Genomic DNA, 2,311 nt, shown 5'->3' with positions numbered 1-2,311 from the left:
ATCCGATCGCACATAGTATGACACTATGTGCGGTAAATCCTTAGCGCCGGATTGGGCGGGTTTGCTCCTCGACCCCCGCCTCGAACGGCAGCGCGCGGCGGGCGGCGCGACCGAGGACCTGTTGGCCGGGGTACAACGGCTCCGGCAGCAGCTCAATGGTAGCGAGGCTGCTCGGGGCGTCGGGCGGGTGAACGCCATCCGCCACGCCGTCGACTCCCTGCGCGGCGCCTCGTCGCGGGAGGCCATCAAGACCGCGATGACGTTGTTGTGCCGGGACTTCGGATTCACCCGGGTGATGGTCTCGACGGTCCGTGAACACGACTGGCTACCGCGGCAGCTGCATGGACGTGCCGCGACATCGGGTTCCTTCCAGGGCTTCCCGATCGGGGTGCCCGTCCGGCTCGAGGAGTCCGAGGCCGAAGCCGCCCTGATCCGTGGTCGACATGGCGTCGTCGTGTCCCGCCCGACCGCGTCGGCGCGTCAGGATTACCTTGCGGCTCCGATCACCGTGGGCGGCAACGTGATCGGGATGCTGCATGCCGACTTCCCGGAGGCGCCCGACACCACCGTCATGGATCAATTCGATCTGCTCGAAGCGTTCGCGGAATGCTTGGCAGTGGTGTACGAGCGAGCCGTTCTCGAAGAGAGGGTGTCGCAACAGCGCGTCGAGGTCGACAAGCTCTGCGCCACAATGGATCAGCTCATGACACGACCGGCGCCGGACAGTGCGGCGTCGTCAGTTGCGGGTGCCTCGGACCCTGTGGGCGAGCCGGCGAGCGATCGCGCCGCGGCGGCCGAGCTCACTGCGCGCGAGCGGGAAGTCATGTCCTACGTGGCGACCGGTGCCACCAACCGGGACATCGCGCGCTGCCTGCTGATCTCCGAGGGCACCGTGAAGTCGCACCTCAAACGCATCGCCGAGAAGTTCAACACCACAAACCGGGCGGCCGCCCTCGCGATGTACCTGACGATGGGCGCCGGCGTGGGGAGTGGACGACCACGATGACGCGTCGTGCGATGGTGACCAGACTCAACCAGATCGACGGACACCTGCGCAGCGTGCTCAACCTGCCGAAGCTCGACAAGGCGACCATCCTCGAGCAGGCCATCGCCAATTCTGCGGCAACGACCGAGGAGGTGCTCTTCGGTGATGGCGGCGAAGGCATCACCCTCATGCCGGCGGTCGCGCAGCGACTCTTGATGGCGTCGCTGCAAGCGCAGGTCGAGGCGCGACTGATCAGCGGTGACGACTCCGGCGCGACGGCGCGGTCGGTGATCGACAGTATCCGGCGGTTGAAGGCGGCGCCGTCGGTCCAGGCGCTCGAGCGTCAGGTGTGCGCGGAGCTGTGCCACACCGTCGGTTTCAGCAGCGTGGTGCTCTCGTCGATAGCGCCCGACAAGTTCATCCCCGTGGCATCGCACGGCACGCGCGGCACGGGAAAACCCGTGCCGCGCACCGCCTGCTTCGCCGAACAGGACTGCGTCCGGTTCCGGCGGATCGTTCACACCGGCCAGGACCACGTGGCGGCCACCGACGGCTTCTGCGAAGCTCTTGGTGCCGCGGACTATCTGGTAGCGCCCATCGTCGTGGAAGCCAAGGTGGTGGCGCTGATCCACATGTCGCGCGCCCCGGGCGCCATCGCCGACAGGGACGTCGACACGCTCGGACTGCTGCTGTCTGTGTACTCGCTCGTCTACGAGCGACTGTTGAATTCGGGGCGCGTGGAACAGCTTCGGATATCGATCATCGGAGCCGCGGCTCGGCTGGCCGAGGAAGTTGATCGGATCGCCGGAACGGCTGTCAGCCTGGAGGACGACGACGGCGCCTTCGCCACGGATGCGGCGATCGATGCGTTCACTGCGGCGTTGTCCAACCGAGAGCGGGACGTGTTCGCCAGGATGGTGCGCGGTGACGCCAATGCGGAGATCGCCCAAGAGCTCGTCGTCTCGGTGGAGACGGTCAAGACGCACGTGAAGCGAATCCTGCGCAAGATCGGCGCCGCCAACCGGTTGGAGGCCATCACGCTCTACATGGATGCACAGTCCGGATTTGGTGAGCAGGCGTAGTAGCTGCCCGCTTATCGCAGTATCCGCATTTTCTCCGAACGCCGCCAATAATTGCCGCTGTGGTGAATTAATTCGTATTCCGAAATGGTTATCCGAGCACGGGTTCAGCAATTTTCTGGGCTCGATTATTCATGCCTTCGCGCAGAATTTTGGTCAAACATGTCTAGCCCGGATTTTTCGTGAAATAGCGTGCGCCACAGGGTGTAGATAAGCGAAAGTGCCTGTCCTGCAAGGGATAATTGGA

2 protein-coding genes are annotated in these 2,311 nt (G+C 64.6%); both read left to right on the top strand.

The features are described 5' to 3' along the window. Nucleotides 1-25 precede the first annotated feature (25 nt). Nucleotides 26-1,006, top strand: a complete 981-nt coding sequence (locus tag AC3WTE_RS32545; RefSeq protein WP_492443748.1) for a LuxR C-terminal-related transcriptional regulator — start codon at nucleotides 26-28, stop codon at nucleotides 1,004-1,006. After that, the gene (locus AC3WTE_RS32540) at nucleotides 1,003-2,067 is read left to right on the top strand and encodes a response regulator transcription factor (protein WP_492443746.1); all 1,065 of its coding nucleotides are present in this window, start codon (nucleotides 1,003-1,005) and stop codon (nucleotides 2,065-2,067) included. The genes AC3WTE_RS32545 and AC3WTE_RS32540 overlap by 4 nt, the downstream gene beginning before the upstream one ends. Nucleotides 2,068-2,311 lie beyond the last annotated feature (244 nt).

It is taken from the genome of Mycobacterium sp. FW102-FHT13B02, from assembly GCF_058790275.1.
The sequence above is the reverse complement of the archived record's forward strand: the minus strand, read 5'-3'. Positions and strand labels throughout refer to the sequence as shown.

What these genes read in the sequence shown, in the direction of transcription:
- AC3WTE_RS32545 (WP_492443748.1), top strand. Translation starts at nt 26, where the DNA reads ATGTGCGGTAAATCCTTAGCGCCGGATTGGGCGGGTTTGCTCCTCGAC.
- AC3WTE_RS32540 (WP_492443746.1), top strand. Translation starts at nt 1,003, where the DNA reads ATGACGCGTCGTGCGATGGTGACCAGACTCAACCAGATCGACGGACAC.